Source organism: Thiocapsa sp. (assembly GCF_018399035.1).
Taxonomy (GTDB): domain Bacteria; phylum Pseudomonadota; class Gammaproteobacteria; order Chromatiales; family Chromatiaceae; genus Thiocapsa.
Window position 1 is genome coordinate 3556646 of sequence record NZ_CP073760.1, and the last position, 14074, is coordinate 3570719.

At 63.6% G+C, this 14074-nt stretch carries 15 protein-coding genes; all 15 read right to left on the minus strand.

The annotated features are described in order from the left end of the window. Positions 1–29 precede the first annotated feature (29 nt). Positions 30–437 (minus strand): four helix bundle protein, encoded by a 408-nt coding sequence (locus KFB96_RS16150; protein ID WP_300970404.1) that lies wholly within the window; start codon positions 435–437, stop codon positions 30–32. Between the two features lie 554 nt (positions 438–991). Continuing rightward, entirely contained in the window at positions 992–1570 is a 579-nt protein-coding gene (locus KFB96_RS16155) for a BREX protein BrxB domain-containing protein (RefSeq protein ID WP_213457449.1), read from the minus strand. Next, positions 1570–2349, minus strand: a complete 780-nt coding sequence (locus tag KFB96_RS16160) for a BrxA family protein (protein WP_213457447.1) — start codon at positions 2347–2349, stop codon at positions 1570–1572. Before KFB96_RS16160 ends, KFB96_RS16155 begins: the two co-directional genes overlap by 1 nt. Position 2350: 1 nt before the next feature. Then, a complete protein-coding gene (locus KFB96_RS16165; protein ID WP_213457445.1) occupies positions 2351–2944 on the minus strand; it encodes a BrxE family protein in 594 nt (197 codons plus the stop codon). A 118-nt stretch (positions 2945–3062) separates the two neighbouring features. After that, positions 3063–4895: a glutamine--fructose-6-phosphate transaminase (isomerizing) gene (glmS, locus tag KFB96_RS16170; RefSeq protein ID WP_213457443.1), complete on the minus strand. Its 1833-nt coding sequence runs from the start codon at positions 4893–4895 to the stop codon at positions 3063–3065. Between the two features lie 141 nt (positions 4896–5036). Beyond that, a complete protein-coding gene (gene glmU, locus KFB96_RS16175; protein WP_213457441.1) occupies positions 5037–6407 on the minus strand; it encodes a bifunctional UDP-N-acetylglucosamine diphosphorylase/glucosamine-1-phosphate N-acetyltransferase GlmU in 1371 nt (456 codons plus the stop codon). Positions 6408–6432: 25 nt separating this feature from the next. Then, positions 6433–6930 carry a peptidylprolyl isomerase gene (locus KFB96_RS16180; protein WP_213457439.1) on the minus strand — a complete coding sequence of 166 codons (498 nt, stop codon included), beginning with the start codon at positions 6928–6930 and terminating at the stop codon, positions 6433–6435. A gap of 176 nt (positions 6931–7106) precedes the next feature. Beyond that, a complete protein-coding gene (locus KFB96_RS16185; RefSeq protein ID WP_213457437.1) occupies positions 7107–7529 on the minus strand; it encodes a F0F1 ATP synthase subunit epsilon in 423 nt (140 codons plus the stop codon). 200 nt (positions 7530–7729) lie between these two features. Further along, on the minus strand, positions 7730–9112 hold the full coding sequence (atpD, locus tag KFB96_RS16190) for a F0F1 ATP synthase subunit beta (protein WP_213457435.1): 1383 nt from the start codon (positions 9110–9112) through the stop codon (positions 7730–7732). A 101-nt stretch (positions 9113–9213) separates the two neighbouring features. Then, entirely contained in the window at positions 9214–10077 is an 864-nt protein-coding gene (gene atpG / locus KFB96_RS16195) for a F0F1 ATP synthase subunit gamma (protein ID WP_213457433.1), read from the minus strand. Between the two features lie 151 nt (positions 10078–10228). Continuing rightward, the gene (gene atpA, locus KFB96_RS16200) at positions 10229–11785 is read right to left on the minus strand and encodes a F0F1 ATP synthase subunit alpha (RefSeq protein WP_213457431.1); all 1557 of its coding nucleotides are present in this window, start codon (positions 11783–11785) and stop codon (positions 10229–10231) included. Between the two features lie 13 nt (positions 11786–11798). Continuing rightward, positions 11799–12338: a F0F1 ATP synthase subunit delta gene (locus KFB96_RS16205; protein WP_213457429.1), complete on the minus strand. Its 540-nt coding sequence runs from the start codon at positions 12336–12338 to the stop codon at positions 11799–11801. Between the two features lie 9 nt (positions 12339–12347). Beyond that, complete coding sequence (locus tag KFB96_RS16210; RefSeq protein ID WP_213457427.1) at positions 12348–12818, minus strand: F0F1 ATP synthase subunit B; 471 nt, start codon at positions 12816–12818, stop codon at positions 12348–12350. Between the two features lie 81 nt (positions 12819–12899). Beyond that, a complete protein-coding gene (gene atpE, locus KFB96_RS16215) occupies positions 12900–13151 on the minus strand; it encodes a F0F1 ATP synthase subunit C (protein WP_213457425.1) in 252 nt (83 codons plus the stop codon). Positions 13152–13194: 43 nt separating this feature from the next. After that, positions 13195–14064 (minus strand): F0F1 ATP synthase subunit A, encoded by an 870-nt coding sequence (atpB, locus tag KFB96_RS16220; protein WP_213457423.1) that lies wholly within the window; start codon positions 14062–14064, stop codon positions 13195–13197. Positions 14065–14074: the final 10 nt, after the last annotated feature.

Genomic DNA, 14074 nt, shown 5'->3' on the forward strand with positions numbered 1-14074 from the left:
ATTGGGGTTCGGGGTTCAGGGATTGGGGTTCAGGGATTGGGGTTCGGGGTTCGGGGTTCGGGGTTCGGGGTTCGGGGTGCGGGGTTCAGGAGCGATGCGCGGAGGGCGTTGAGCATGCGGCCGATTTCTGCTGTGGCGTTCAGGAGTTTGGGTTCTTGATCGGGACTCAAAAAACCGAGGCGACGGGAAAGCTCGGTTTGGGTCTCCAGCTCCAGGAGAGAACCGTAGGCGATCGTGACGAATCGTGCATAGTCCTTACCGCCGCGCCCATAGCCCTCGGCGATGTTCGAAGGAATCGACACTGCCGAGCGCCGCATCTGTGAAACGAGCCCGTATAACTCGTCGCGCGGAAACGAAGACGTCGCCTGATAAACGGTGCCCGCCAGATCCATCGCCAGATGCCAAACACGCAGACTCCGATGACCACGATCAGCCAAGTCAACGACTCCCTGAGATCTCAGTACACCAAAAGCTTACCATCGATCCGCCCGACTCACCCGCTCCCTAACCACTCATCTGCAGCCGCTGAACCCTGATTGCCTTGCGCGTCACTCCGGCCATCGTGGCACGTGGCGCAGAGCGCTACGGGGCATGCGTGACACCGCAGAGCGGGTGTCACGAGCGACTGATGTTTTGGGTGGCCGGCCTTACGAGCGAGGCCAACCCTGAACCCTGAACCCTGAACCCCGAACCCTGCACCCGAACCCTGCACCCGAACCCTGCACCCGAACCCTGAACCCGAACCCTGAACCCTGAACCCTGAACCCTGAACCCTGAACCCTGAACCCTGAACCCTGAACCCTGAACCCTGAACCCTGAACCCTGAACCCTGAACCCTGAACCCTGAACCCTGAACCCTGAACCCTGAACCCTGAACCCTGACCTCCGAACCCCGCACCCCGAACCCCGCACCCCGAACCCTGAACCCTGAACCCTGAACCCTGAACCCCGCACCCCGAACCCCGCACCCCGAACCCCGAACCCCTCCCCCTCAAAAAATCTTCGGCCGATAATTGTGCTCGGCATCCAGCACGCCCATGAACCGCAGACCCGCGGCGCCGTCCAGTTCGCCGGGGTAGAACAGGACAGCGGGCACCTGGACCTTGCCCTTGATCTGCTCCAGCAGCGCGGATGTGCGGTAGACGGGGAAGAGGGCACCTGCACGGACGATGAAGACCAGGTCGCGCAGCGGATCGGCGGCGTCGGGGATGCGTCGAGCGACCAACTCATCGAGCGGTTGGTACTCACTCAGGATCTGGAAGATGGTGTCGACCGTTGCCTCGAGACCGACCGATTTCTCCGCGTCGACGAGCGCGTCGGGACCCATGTCTTCCGCTTCCAGCGCTGTGGCGAGACACTCGGCGAGCGAGATGATCGTCACCCGTTTACCGGACTGCTCCAGCCGCGTGCGCAGCAGCGAGACCTGCCGACGTACCCCGAACTCCTCCTCCGGCGGATAGCGGAAGATGGCGTAGGGCATGTCGTGGTATGCGCTGAGCTGCTGCCGGGGGTCCGGTTGCATCAGCACAGGTTCAAGCTGCCGGGTCAGACGCTCTTTCCAATCGGGCATCAGCAGAGCTCCTTCGCGTAGTCGGCCGCGGATGCCGCCGGCAGCTTGATTTGGGCGAGACTCCCGGCAACCTCGTAATGCAGCTTGCGAAACTGGTGCAGACGCAGCAGCTCGCGCTCGACGTCGGCGGCCTCCATCAAATACATCCGCCAATCCTCGGCATCGATGACCCGTCGTGCGTTGGCCTCACGCTCCATCATGGCATGCAGCAGATAGAGGAAACTCTGCTCGGGCAGATGATAGGAGGCAAATTCGCGCGCCTGCAGGCCCTGCAAAAGCCCGAAGTCGGCCGCGATGCGCAGCAATCCCGAGGCCACACGTTTGGACGTGCTTTCGCTCCAGTGCCCGGACCAGGCGATGCCCTTTTTCTTGCTCAGTCCCTGAAGGTAAGGCATCACATCTGCTGCGCGCAGGCGGTAAGCGCCGGCAGTGAACTGTGGGTAGAGCCAGTTGACGAGGAAATCACGGACCAGGAACTCGTCGCGGGTCATGTGGAAGAGCAGCAGCGGTTTCCAGATCTCCGGGTCACAGCCGGCCTTGGCCAGAGCGACCAGCGCGCGGTCGCGTCCTGCGGGGTCGAAGCGACGGTTGAGGACTTTGCCGACATTCAGCGCCCAATTCGCACTCGTGGCACCCATCGTGTTTTCAAGGCGCGCACGCTTGAGATTCTCGGCCTTGGAAAGCGTGTCGTCCCATCCACGAAAAACCGCATAGGTCTGGGGGATGAGAGCGCCTTTGACGATAGTGAAGGAGGAGACGACGTTGGATCGGGCCTCCATGTCACTCCTCGAGCCGCGCGTACGCAATGGCCGGATGACCCCGTTCGCCCTTGGCGAAACCAGCCGCCAGAAGGGTGATCGTCTCGTCGTTGGGTTGGTGGGTACCGGGCAAGGGGACCGATCGCCCCTCGGCCGAGCGGCGCAACTGGCCGACCGCATCCAGGTGACGTTGGTCGACGAGTCCAGCCTCGGCGAGCGTCACGAGCAGATCCTTGTGGTCCGTGGATGCCAACTGAGCAAAGAAAGGGGACCAGCGTTCGCCCTGGTCCAACCAGTCCTGCCAGTGCTCCTCGAATTGATCCTCGATCCGGGCGGGGAGGCTCCAGAGCGTCATGCAACCCGGCGGGTCGAAAAGCGCATGGCAACGGCTGCGCGCGACCGCAAAGGCGATCCGAGCCTGGGCGAAATGATGGGTCGAGGGGAAGCCGCGCTGCAGCGCCAGCGCGCCATGTCGGCCGAGGATTCCGTTGGTGTTCCACCAGCCTGCCCTGTCCATCTCCCCGTGACGGGCGACGATCAGTCGGAGCTTGAGGAGCCGCTCCAGATCGACGCGGGGGTCTCTTTTGGATGCGTCCTGGTTCACTGCTGCTTCCATCCGGCCGATTCCTCTGATCCTACGTCGCTGTAGCCGTCCACATGGAGCGCGACGTCAAAACCCCAAAGAAAAACTCTTTGCACGAGGTACTCATACATTCCCCCTGTGCCGCACCAACCTATTCGACTGTTACGGATTTCGCCAGATTGCGCGGCTGATCCACATCGGTCCCCTTGAGGACGGCAACGTGATAGGCAAGGAGCTGCAGCGGAATCGTGAAGATGATGGGGTCGATCAGATCGTCGGTCTCGGGGAGACGGATGACGGTGACACCTTCCTCTTCGACCATGGGGACTTGCAGGTCGGCGAAGACATAGAGTTGGCCGCCGCGTGCGCGGACCTCTTCGAGATTGGATTTGAGCTTTTCGAGCAGGGCATTGTTGGGTGCGACGGCGACCACGGGCATTTGCTCGTCGATCAAGGCAAGGGGGCCATGCTTGAGCTCGCCCGCCGGGTATGCCTCGGCATGGATGTAGGAGATCTCTTTGAGCTTGAGCGCGCCTTCCATGGCGATCGGGTATTGCTCGCCGCGTCCGAGGAAGAGCGTGTGCTGCTTGTCGACGAAGACCTCGGCAAGGGCGGCGATCCGCTCGTCGAGCTCCAGCACGGCATCGACCTTGCCTGGGAGCGCTCGCAACAGCGCGACCACATGGGCCTCGTCGGTATCGCTCAGCGCGTTTTCGTGGCCGAGCGCCACGGTCATCAGCAACAAGGACACCAGTTGGGTGGTAAACGCCTTGGTGGAGGCGACGCCGATCTCGGGGCCGGCATGGGTGAGCAGCACCAGGTCGGACTCGCGGACCAGGGAGCTTTCGGGGACATTGCAGATGGCCAGCGTCGCCGCATAGCCCGAGGACTTCGCCAGACGCAGCGCCGCGAGCGTATCGGCCGTCTCGCCCGATTGGGAGAGTGTCACGAAGAGTGCGTCGGGCGGCACCACCTGTTTGCGATAGCGGTACTCGCTCGCGACCTCGACGGTGCAGGGCAGGCCGGCGAGGGCCTCGATCCAATAGCGCGCGACCAAGGCGGCATGGTAGCTGGTGCCGCAGGCGACCAGGGTCACCGCCTTGACTCGAGCGAAAATCTCCGGGGCCAGATTGCCGAAGCTCTCCGGCAGGACGCGGGTACCGACCAAGCGACCTTCGAGCGTGTCGGCGATCGCACGCGGCTGCTCGAAGATCTCCTTGAGCATGAAGTGGCGGTACTCGCCACGCTCGGCGGCATCGGCCGAGACGGCGGAGGTCTTCACCGGCCGCACGACGAGGTTGCCGTCGCGGTCCCAGATGCGGACCGATTCGCGGGTCAGCTCGGCGATATCGCCCTCTTCGAGGAAGATGAAGCGATTGGTCACGGGCAGCAGGGCGAAGACATCGGAGGCAATGAAATGCTCGCCGAATCCGACCCCGATGACCAGAGGGCTCCCTTGGCGTGCCGCGACGAGATGTTCGCCATCCTGCGCATCGATGACGCCGAGGGCATAGGCGCCGCGCAGGCGTGTCGTCGCCAGACGCACGGCATCGAGCAGGGCATGGCCGGCCTCGAGCTGGTCGAAAACGGCGTGGACGACGACCTCCGTGTCGGTCTCCGAGGTGAAGCGGTGGCCCGCGGCGGTTTGCTCGCGACGCAGCTCTTCGTGATTTTCGATGATCCCGTTGTGCACGACCAGGCAGCGGTCGCGACAGACGTGGGGATGGGCGTTGCGGGTGGCCGGCTCGCCATGGGTCGCCCAGCGCGTATGCGCGATGCCCAGCGTGCCGGGCAACGACCGCTCGGCGACCGCCTCGGCCAGACGCGCGACCTTCCCGAGGGTGCGGGCGCGGTTGAGACGGCAGGGTGCCTCGAGCACCGCAATGCCCGCGGAGTCGTAGCCCCGATACTCAAGCCGCCGCAGGCCTTCCAGCAGGATGGCCGAGACCGGACGTTGGGCGATCGCACCGACGATACCGCACATGACTTAATCCCTCGTGTGTCTTAAACCGCGCACAGCGCGGTATGCGATGTTTTGGGAAGGGGTCGGCCCCGGCAGATTTGATGACCGTTGGAGTCGGCGCGGTTTAACGCTCTGGACGCGGTTTAGACCGATCCGACCCGATCAGGGGGCGGGCCGCTTCCGAGGCCGCGCCCATCCCGGAATCGACCTTTGCGGGGCGCGCGTCAGCGTGAGTTGGTCCGCCGGGGTGTCGCGCGCAATCACGGAACCGGCGCCGATGGTCGCGCCGGCGCCGACCCGCACGGGCGCGACCAGAGCGGTATTGGATCCGATAAAGGCCCCGTCTTCGATCCGGGTGACCGACTTGTTGGCGCCGTCGTAGTTGCAGGTGATGGTTCCCGCGCCGACATTCACGCCGGCGCCGATCTCGGCGTCGCCCAGATAGGCCAGATGGTTGGCCTTGCTCCCGGTGCCGAGGCTGGTCTTTTTGATCTCCACGAAATTGCCGACATGGGTGTGGTCGGCAAGTCGGGTGTCGGGACGCAGTCGCGCGAACGGACCGATCCGCGCGTGGGCCCCGACGGAGGCACCCTCGATCACCGAGTTGGCCAGGACGTGGGTGTCGGGGCCGATGCTGCAGTCCTTGAGGAGACAGTTGGGGCCGATACGCGTGCCGCTCGAGAGCCGGACCAGGCCCTCGAACACGCAGTTGATGTCGATCACGACATCCGGCTCGGCTTGAAGGACGCCGCGCAGATCGAACCGCGACGGATCCGCCAAGGTCACGCCCGAGCGCATGAGGTCTTCCGCGGCATGGCGCTGATAGTCGCGCTCGAGGGCCGCGAGTTGAACCCGGTCGTTGACCCCGGCGACCTCCGCGAGCCGTCCGGGCCGGGTCGATGCAACCGCCACGCCCTCGGCCGCGGCCAGCGCGGTCACGTCGGTGAGATAGTATTCGCCCTGGACGTTGTCGTTGCCGATGCGGGCGAGCCAGCCGTCGAGCCTCGATCGGTCCGCGACCAGAATGCCTGTGTTGATCTCGGTGACCGCGCGCTGTTCGGGTGTCGCGTCCTTTTCCTCGACGATCCCGACGACCCTGCCGCGGCTGTCGCGCAGGATCCGTCCGTAACCGGCGGGATCCGGGACATCGGCAGTCAGGATCCCGAGCTCGGTATCCGCCGCAACGTGGCGCAGACGATTCAAGGTCTCGGCCGAGATGAGCGGCACGTCGCCGTAAAGGATCAAGACACGATCCATGTCCGCGACCTGGGGCATGGCCTGGATGACGGCGTGTCCGGTGCCCAATTGCTCGGCCTGCTCGACCCAGAGGCATCCGGTATCGGCCAGCGCGGTGCGAACCTGATCGCCGCCGTGACCGTAGACGGTGACGATGCGTTCGGCGCCGATCGCCGCAGCGGTGTCCAGGACATGGGCAAGCAATGGCTTCCCGGCCAAGGGATGAAGGACCTTCGGCAGGGCGGAGCGCATCCGCTTGCCGAGCCCCGCCGCCAAGATCACGACTCCAAGCCTCATCGCTTCGCCCTCTTCGAACGCCGGGTCAGTGCAAACCGCCGCCGGGAAGCATACCACCCTCGCCAAGGTCCGCCGTCAACTCCGCATGTGTCGGTTCGCGCACCTCCTCGATCCGGACATGCACGCGCAGGGTCTTGCCGGCGAGCGGATGGTTACCGTCGAGGGTGAGCTTGCCGTCCTCGATCCGGGTGACGTGGAACTGGCGCGTTTCCCCGGCCTCGTTCTCCATCTGCACCTCGGCACCGACGAATCTGAATTCGGGCGGCACGTTCTCCGAGGCGTCGGTAAAGATCAGGTCGGGATCATGCGCGCCGAAGCCTTGATCCGGCCCCAGGACCAGCTCGACCGCGTCGCCGGCACAGCGCCCGTCGACGGCCGCACCCATGCCGCCGATCAGCTCGGTCTGACCGCCGTGAATATAGCTGACCGGGATGTCGGTCTGCTCCAGGATGTTGCCCTGCCCGTCTTCGATTCGGTAGGTCAGTGCGACAAGCTTGCCGGCACTGATGAGCTGTTCGGTCATGATGGGGTTCGCCTCCGGGTCAGGATGGGCCGGCGGGGTCCCCTTGCGGGTCGCCGGTGCGGCATGGCGAACAAGGGGAGCAGGAAGAGATCGAGGGGTGGCCTCGTAAAATGAACAGCCCGCTCATGTCGGAGCGGGCCTCTTGATTCGGGCATTCAAGGAACAATCCGAAGGGATTACCCCTTCATCTTGCGAAGCTTCTCGATTGCGCGCAACTGTGCGATCGCCTCGGCCAGCTCGGCTTGCGCCTTGGCGTACTCGAACTGAGCGGTTTGACCGGCCAATGCCTCCTCGGCACGGCGCTTGGCGTCGAGTGCCGCGGCCTCGTCGAGGTCACGCGCACGGATCGCGGTATCGGCCAAGACGGTCACGACATGCGGCTGGACCTCGAGCATGCCGCCGGAGACATAGAAATGCTCCTGCTCGCCATGCTCGTCCTCGACCCGCACGTCACCCGGCTTCAGACGGCTGATGAAGGCGGTATGCCGCGGCGCGATACCGACCTCGCCCAGCTCGGCGGTTGCGTACACCATGGCCGCCTTACCCGAGTGAATCGCCCCTTCGGCGCTTACGATATCGACGTGAATTGTCATCGCCATAGTGCACCCCTATTAAACCGCGTCCTGTTGTCAAACAAGACGTTCTCGCGGAATCCGCCCGCAGCGGACTTCAATCGCGTTGTGCCGACGCGGTTCAAGAATAAAAAAATAAACTCCTAAAACGCGGCAGCTCCGACATCTTTGGAGAACTGCGCCGCCGGACCAAGGTCACGCACAGCGCACGTCACACAGGCCGCGTTTTAGCTACCCATCTTCTCGGCCTTGGCCACCGCTTCTTCGATGCCGCCGACCATGTAGAAGGCCTGCTCGGGCAGGTGATCGTAGTCGCCGTTCACGATGGCCTTGAAGTCCTTGATGGTGTCCTTCACGGTCACGAACTTGCCCGGCGAGCCGGTGAAGACCTCGGCCACGAAGAAGGGCTGCGAGAGGAAGCGTTGGATCTTGCGTGCACGCGACACGGCGAGCTTGTCGTCGTCGGAGAGCTCGTCCATGCCGAGGATGGCGATGATGTCCTTGAGCTCCTTGTAGCGCTGCAAGGTCCCCTGAACCGCACGCGCGGTTTGATAGTGCTCCTGACCGACCACGTTCGGGTCGAGGATTCGGCTGGTGGAGTCCAGTGGATCCACGGCCGGGTAGATGCCCAGCTCGGCGATCTGACGCGACAACACGAGGGTCGCGTCCAAATGCGCAAAGGTGGTCGCGGGCGAGGGGTCGGTCAAGTCGTCCGCGGGGACGTACACCGCCTGGAAGGAGGTGATGGAACCGGTGCGCGTGGAGGTGATGCGCTCCTGCAGCGCGCCCATCTCGGAGGCCAGCGTCGGCTGATAACCCACGGCGGAGGGCATGCGGCCCAAGAGCGCGGAGACCTCGGTTCCTGCCAAGGTGTAGCGGTAGATGTTGTCGACGAAGAGCAGGACGTCGCGGCCCTCTTCGCGGAAGTACTCGGCCATGGTCAGGCCGGTCAGCGCGACGCGAAGACGGTTGCCGGGCGGCTCGTTCATCTGACCGTAGACCAGGGCCACCTTGTCGAGAACGTTCGACTCCTTCATCTCGTGATAGAAGTCGTTGCCCTCGCGGGTCCGCTCGCCGACGCCGGCAAACACCGAGAAGCCGGAATGCTCGGCCGCGATGTTGCGGATGAGCTCCATCAGGGTCACGGTCTTGCCGACACCGGCGCCGCCGAAGAGGCCGACCTTGCCGCCCTTGGGGATGGGCATGATGAGGTCGATGACCTTGATGCCGGTCTCCAGGATCTCGGTGGAGGTCGCTTGGTCTTCGAAAGGCGGCGCGGAACGATGGATCGACCAGCGCTCCTCGGAGTCGACATCGCCCAGCTCGTCGATGGGGTTACCCAGGACGTCCATGATGCGCCCGAGCGTCTTCTGCCCGACCGGCACCTGGATCGGTGCACCGGTGGCACGTGCGGGGACGCCGCGCTGCAGGCCATCGGTGGATCCCATGGCGATCGCGCGCACGACCCCGTCGCCGAGCTGCTGCTGAACCTCGAGGGTCAGGCCCGTCGACTCGATCTTGAGCGCCTCATAGACCTTGGGTATCTCGCCGCGCGGGAACTGAACGTCCACGACGGCGCCGATGATCTCCACCACGTTACCAGAGCTCATAGTCTTTTCCTCTTATGCCTTCCGGCCAATAGCGATTCTGTGTGTGTCCGAGCGCTCTTTGTCCGAGCGTTGGGCGCGAGCGACTGCGACGGATCGGGCGATCACACGGCGGCGGCACCGCTCACGATCTCGGAGATCTCTTGGGTGATCGCGGCCTGTCGGGCCTTGTTGTAAATGAGCTGAAGCTCGCCGATCAGGTCGCCGGCATTGTCCGAGGCGGACTTCATCGCGACCATGCGCGAGGCCTGCTCGCAGGCGCCGTTCTCGACCACCGCTTGGTAGACGAGCGACTCGATATAACGGGTCAACAGGGCATCGAGCACCGTGTGCGCATCGGGCTCGTAGATGTAATCCCAGTGATAGGGCATCGCGGACTGCTCTTCACCGATGATCGGCACCAATTGCCGAATCATGGGCCGCTGGGTCATGGTGTTGACGAATTCGTTGCTCGCGACATAGATGGCGTCGAGCTCCTTGGCCTCGAAGGCATCCAACATGACCTTGACGGGTCCGATCAGGTCCTCGATGTGCGGCTTGTCGCCGAGATTCGCGACCTGTGCCTTGACGTCCCCGCCGAAGCGCTTGAAGAAGCCCAGCGCCTTGGATCCGATGGTGCAGAATGAGGGCTCGGTTCCGGCCGCGCGCTTCTCTTTGATGTCGATGACGAGGCGACGAAAAAGATTGCTGTTCAATCCACCGCAAAGACCGCGGTCGGACGAGACAACGATATAGCCGACGCGCTTGTGCGGGCGCTCCAGCGCCATAAACGAATGGCGGTACTCGGGCGTCGCCCGCGCCAAATGGCTGATGACTTGGAGCATCTTCTCCGAATAGGGCTTCGACGCCGCCATCCGGTCCTGCGCCTTGCGCATCTTGGAGGCCGCCACCATCTGCATGGCGCCTGTGATCTTTTGCGTGCTCTTGATGCTCGCAATCTTCGTGCGGATTTCTTTGGCGCCTGCCATATGTTAGCTCCCGGCCTTCAGCGGCCAGCCTCCGGCGCGTGCGCCGGGGTGGTGAAGGTTCGATACGTGTCAAAACGCACAACGCCAGCTGTACCGGCTCCCCGGAGGATGTCCACCGGAGGAGGCCGGCCGCTGGTGGCTGGCGGCTGTCCTACCAGGTGTTGTTGGCCTTGAATGCCTTGATGGCCTCGTGCATCGCGGTCTGGATCTCCGCGGTGTAGTCGCCGGTCGTATCGATCTGCTCGATCAAGGCCGCCTGAGCGGACTTCATGTAGCTCTGCATCGCCTGCTCGAAGTCGACGATCTTCTTCACATCGACGTCGTCGAGATAGCCTTCGTTGGCCGCGAAGAGCGACACCGCCATCTGACCGACACTCATGGGCGAGTACTGGAACTGCTTCATCAGCTCGGTGACGCGCTCGCCACGCTGCAATTGCTTGCGGGTGGCCTCGTCGAGGTCGGACGCGAACTGCGAGAAGGCCGCGAGCTCGCGATACTGGGCGAGCGCGAGACGGATACCGCCGCCGAGCTTTTTGATGATCTTCGTCTGGGCGGCACCGCCGACACGCGACACCGACAGACCGGCATTGATGGCGGGGCGGATACCGGCGTTGAAGAGGTCGGTCTCGAGGAAGATCTGACCGTCCGTGATCGAGATGACGTTGGTCGGAACGAAGGCCGAGACGTCGCCGGCCTGGGTCTCGATGATCGGCAGCGCCGTCAGGGACCCGGTTTTGCCTTTTACGGCGCCGCCGGTGGCCTGCTCCACGTAGTGTGCGTTGACGCGTGCGGCGCGTTCGAGCAAACGGGAGTGGAGATAGAAGACGTCGCCGGGATAGGCTTCGCGACCCGGGGGACGACGCAGCAACAGCGAGACTTGGCGATAGGCCCACGCCTGCTTGGTCAAGTCATCGTAGACGATCAGGGCGTCTTCGCCCTTGTCGCGGAAGTACTCGCCCATGGTGCAGCCCGCATAGGGCGCGATGAACTGCATGGCGGCCGACTCGGCGGCGGCGGCGGCAACGATGATGGTATGGTCCATCGCGCCGTGCTCTTCGAGCTTGCGCACCAGCGAGGCAATCGAGGAGTTCTTCTGCCCGATGGCGACGTAGATACACTTAACGCCGGTGCCTTTCTGGTTGATGATGGCATCCACGGCAACCGCGGTCTTACCGGTCTGGCGGTCGCCGATGATCAGCTCGCGCTGGCCGCGGCCCACCGGAACCATCGCGTCGATGGCCTTCAGGCCGGTCTGAACGGGCTCGTCGACCGACTGACGGGCGATAACGCCGGGAGCGACCTTTTCGATCGGGGAGGTGCCCGATGCCTGAATCGGACCCTTGCCGTCGATCGGATTGCCCAGCGCATCCACGACGCGTCCGAGCAGCCCCTCGCCGACCGGCACCTCGAGGACGCGTCCGGTGCAGCGCACCCAATCGCCTTCGGACAAATGGGTGTACTCACCCAAGACCACCGCGCCGACCGAGTCGCGCTCGAGGTTCAACGCAAGCCCGAAGGCGGCCTGACCGGAACTGTCCGGGGGGAACTCCAGCATCTCGTAATACTTGGCGTCCGAGAGACCGTGCACGCGCACGATACCGTCGGTCAAGCTGACGATGGTGCCTTCGGTCCGCGCCTCGGTCTTAAGATCGAGCTTCTCGATCTTTTGTTTGATGAGATCGCTGATCTCGGAAGGATTCAGTTGCATGGCGGTGTCCCGTTCAGAATTGCAATGCGTGAGCCAGTTGCTTGAGCTTGCCGCGGACCGAGTCGTCGATGACGAGGTCCCCGGCGCGAATCTCGATCCCGCCGATCAGTGCGCTGTCGGTCTCGACGGTGACCTCGACCTGCCCGCCGAAGCGCTTCGCGAGTGCGGCGGAAACCGCCGCCTGCTCGGACTCGCTCACGTCGAAGGCGCTGCGAATCAGCACGTGGCGCACGCCTTGGTCGGCGGTGCGGCTCGCCTCGAAGAGTCGTGTGATCTCGGGCAATGCCGCAAGCCTGGCGTTCTCGGTCAGCAACCCCAGGAGATTGGATGCCTCGGGCAGTAGATCATCACCGCAGACCTCGAGGATGATGTCGCGGATGCGCTCGCGGGGCACGTTCGGGTTGGCGATCTGCTCGGCCATCTGGGGATCGCCCACGACGGCCGAGAGCATCTCGAGAGCTTGCGACCAAGCGTCCAACTGACCGACCTCTTTCGCGCGCTCGAACACGGCCTCTGCGTAAGGCCGCGCGATGGTGGTGATGTCTCCGGCCATGGGTGTTCCCTAAAGCTGCTTGGCGAACGATTCGACGAGGCCCTTGTGCGCCTTGATGTCGATCTCCTTCTGGAGAATCTTCTCGGCGGCGGCGACGGCAAGCGTGGCGACCCGCTCGCGAAGCTCTTCGCGGGCCCGGTTGGTTTCCCGATCGATCTCGGCTTGAGCGGCGGCGACTACACGGCCGCTTTCGCTGCGCGCGTCGACCTTGGCCTCCTCGACGATCTCGGTTGCCCGCTTCTGAGCCTGCGCCACGATATCGGCGGCGGCGGCCTTGGCGTCCTTGATGAGGACGATGGCGCGCTGCTCCCCGAGCGCCTTCTCTTGATGACCGCGCTCGGCCGCGGCGAGGCCCTCGGCGATCTTCGCCTTGCGCTCGGCCAACGCCGTGACGATCGGCGGCCAGATAAACTTCATACAGAACCCGACGAACACCGCGAAGGCGATCATCTGGGCGAACAGGGTCAGATTGATATTCATAGCGTTGCCTCGTGCCTATGCCTCATACCGCGTCCGGGAACAGGGCCAGGAGCCGCGACCCCGGCGGAAGTGGGATGGGTGTCAGGCAGCGAACATCACGAACAGACCCATGGCGATCGCGATGACGGGCAGCGCGTCGACCAGACCCATGACGATGAAGAACTGGGTGCGGAGCATCGGGATCAGCTCGGGCTGACGGGCTGCACCTTCGAGAAAGCGCCCACCCAAGATACCGATACCGATGCCGGCGCCGACCGCGCCGAGACCCAGCATCAAGCCTGCACCGATGAACTTGATGACGTCGGCGAACAGGTTAGCGACTTCGAGTTCCATGATTCTCTCCAGTAATTGACGGTGTTAGAGCAGAAGAAACGGGTTAGTGATGCTCCTGGTGAGCCATGTCGAGATAGACGATGGTCAGCACCATGAAGATGAATGCCTGCAGCGTGATGATGAGGATATGGAACACGGCCCAGACGAACTGCAACATTCCGCCGGTGATGTTCATCACCATACTGCTGCCGTAGAGCAGCGCGATCAGGATGAAGATCATCTCGCCCGCATACATGTTGCCGAAAAGGCGCAGCGCCAGCGAAAGCGGTTTCGAGAGGAGGCTGATGCCTTCGAGCAGGAGGTTGGCAGGCATACCCCACTTGCCGAACGGCTGCATCGTCAATTCGGCGGCGAAGCCGCCGACGCCCTTCATCTTGACGCTGTAATAGAGCACGAGACCGAAGACCACGAGCGCCATGCCGAAGGTCGTGTTCGGATCGGTGGTCGGCACGACGCGCAGGAAGACGTAATGCGGATCGGCGCCGAACAGCGACATGAGCTGCCCGAAGAGATGCGGGATCAGATCGACCGGTATCAGGTCCATCAGATTCATCAGAAAGACCCAGGCGAAGATCGTCAGGGCCAGAGGCCCGACCAGCGGGTTCTTCGCGGTGAAGGAGCCGCGGACGTTCTCTTCGACGAAGTCGACGATCCACTCGACAAAATTCTGCGCCCCGCTCGGCACCCCGACGGTCATCTTCTCGGCCACGCGCCGGAAGAACCAAATAAAGAGGTATCCGAGCAGGATCGAGAAGAACATGGTGTCGACGTTGATCGCCCAGAATCCCATCTCGGCAGCCTCGGCACTGGAACGCGCGAAGCCGAAACCCTGCTCGGGATGAACGCCGAGGGTCAGGTTGGTCAGGTGGTGCTGGATATAAGCCTGGGAGGTGAGCGTTTCGGAAGCAGCCATCGATCGTCTC

What these genes read in the sequence shown, in the direction of transcription:
- KFB96_RS16155 (WP_213457449.1), bottom strand. Translation starts at nt 1,570, where the DNA reads ATGCCCGATTGGAAAGAGCGTCTGACCCGGCAGCTTGAACCTGTGCTG.
- KFB96_RS16160 (WP_213457447.1), bottom strand. Translation starts at nt 2,349, where the DNA reads ATGGAGGCCCGATCCAACGTCGTCTCCTCCTTCACTATCGTCAAAGGC.
- KFB96_RS16165 (WP_213457445.1), bottom strand. Translation starts at nt 2,944, where the DNA reads ATGGAAGCAGCAGTGAACCAGGACGCATCCAAAAGAGACCCCCGCGTC.
- glmS (WP_213457443.1), bottom strand. Translation starts at nt 4,895, where the DNA reads ATGTGCGGTATCGTCGGTGCGATCGCCCAACGTCCGGTCTCGGCCATC.
- glmU (WP_213457441.1), bottom strand. Translation starts at nt 6,407, where the DNA reads ATGAGGCTTGGAGTCGTGATCTTGGCGGCGGGGCTCGGCAAGCGGATG.
- KFB96_RS16180 (WP_213457439.1), bottom strand. Translation starts at nt 6,930, where the DNA reads ATGACCGAACAGCTCATCAGTGCCGGCAAGCTTGTCGCACTGACCTAC.
- KFB96_RS16185 (WP_213457437.1), bottom strand. Translation starts at nt 7,529, where the DNA reads ATGGCGATGACAATTCACGTCGATATCGTAAGCGCCGAAGGGGCGATT.
- atpD (WP_213457435.1), bottom strand. Translation starts at nt 9,112, where the DNA reads ATGAGCTCTGGTAACGTGGTGGAGATCATCGGCGCCGTCGTGGACGTT.
- atpG (WP_213457433.1), bottom strand. Translation starts at nt 10,077, where the DNA reads ATGGCAGGCGCCAAAGAAATCCGCACGAAGATTGCGAGCATCAAGAGC.
- atpA (WP_213457431.1), bottom strand. Translation starts at nt 11,785, where the DNA reads ATGCAACTGAATCCTTCCGAGATCAGCGATCTCATCAAACAAAAGATC.
- KFB96_RS16205 (WP_213457429.1), bottom strand. Translation starts at nt 12,338, where the DNA reads ATGGCCGGAGACATCACCACCATCGCGCGGCCTTACGCAGAGGCCGTG.
- KFB96_RS16210 (WP_213457427.1), bottom strand. Translation starts at nt 12,818, where the DNA reads ATGAATATCAATCTGACCCTGTTCGCCCAGATGATCGCCTTCGCGGTG.
- atpE (WP_213457425.1), bottom strand. Translation starts at nt 13,151, where the DNA reads ATGGAACTCGAAGTCGCTAACCTGTTCGCCGACGTCATCAAGTTCATC.
- atpB (WP_213457423.1), bottom strand. Translation starts at nt 14,064, where the DNA reads ATGGCTGCTTCCGAAACGCTCACCTCCCAGGCTTATATCCAGCACCAC.